The sequence below is a fragment of the Polaribacter sp. genome (assembly GCF_965656025.1).
Classification (GTDB): domain Bacteria; phylum Bacteroidota; class Bacteroidia; order Flavobacteriales; family Flavobacteriaceae; genus Polaribacter.
This window is the reverse complement of record NZ_CBFHJT010000152.1, coordinates 1-1,187: the sequence shown is the minus strand read 5'-3', so window position 1 is coordinate 1,187 and position 1,187 is coordinate 1. Positions and strand designations below refer to the sequence as shown.

1 pseudogene is annotated in these 1,187 nt (G+C 30.7%); it reads left to right on the top strand.

The features are described from left to right. A pseudogene (locus ACTG3S_RS14520) lies at window positions 1-1,187 on the top strand (hypothetical protein); the annotation flags it as partial.

The window sequence follows — 1,187 nt, the reverse complement described above, 5'->3', positions numbered from 1 at the left end:
TATAAAAAATGTGAGTTAGAAACCGCTTCAGGAATTGGTATTTATGCACTAAGTGCAATTATTGTAGATAAAGCAGAACCTAGTGAAGCGTTAAAATCCAATTTAGTTTGGTCTTTAGGGGTTAAAAATCCAAAATATTTAATTTCATCAAGACAATTAGATGCTTTTAGAAGAGGAGAAGAAATTCATCAAGAAGTTGATGCAAAAGCAGAAAAAGGAGCTTATTTTACAATTCAAGATTTGTCTTTAGAAGCAAATTCAGAAGAATCTTGGAGCTTAATAGCCAACGTAAATCAAGATTTAGGCGATTATCATCGTTTGGCAAAACTTATTAAAAACGAATCTAATTTATCTACATTACTTGAAGAAAGTATTGATGAAGGTACAGCACATTTAGTAGAATTAGTGGCAGCTTCTGATGGTTTAGAATTAGGGGAAGTTCAATTAAGAAATACACGTCATTTTGCAAATACACTTTTCAATATCATGAGAGGTGGTATTTTTGATGATGGCTATAAAATTGAAAAAAATGATTTTGAAAAATACTTAAAAGGTGCAAACAATGAAGTATTTAAAAATCAACAAAGTATAATAAACAGTTTTCCAGAAGAATTTTCGGTAGATTATCTAAAAAATATAGCAAAGTCAAATGAAGACAAAGATTTTAAAAGGCTGTGTTTAGAGTATTTACCATTAAAATTTAGTCGTAGGCATGGTGATCCAAGTAGGCCTTGGAACCGTTTTTCAATCAATACACAAAGTGAAATTGATGGCTCTAAGATTTTAGATTACGAAGGAAACTGGAGAGATATTTTTCAAAATTGGGAAGCATTAGCGCATTCATATCCTGAGTTTATAGAAGGTATGATTCATAAATTTTTAAACGCTTCTACGTTTGATGGATACAATCCTTATAGAGTTACCAAAGATGGTTTTGATTGGGAAACAATAGAGCCAGATGATCCTTGGTCCTACATTGGTTATTGGGGAGATCATCAAATAATTTATTTATTAAAATTCTTAGAGTTTATCGAGAATTATTATCCTGGTAGATTGTCAGAAAACTTTACAGAAGATGTTTTTGTGTATGCAAATGTGCCTTACAGAATTAAAAGTTATCAAGAAACCTTACAAAATCCTAAAGACACCATAGATTTTGACCAGGAATCTCATCATAAAATAGATGA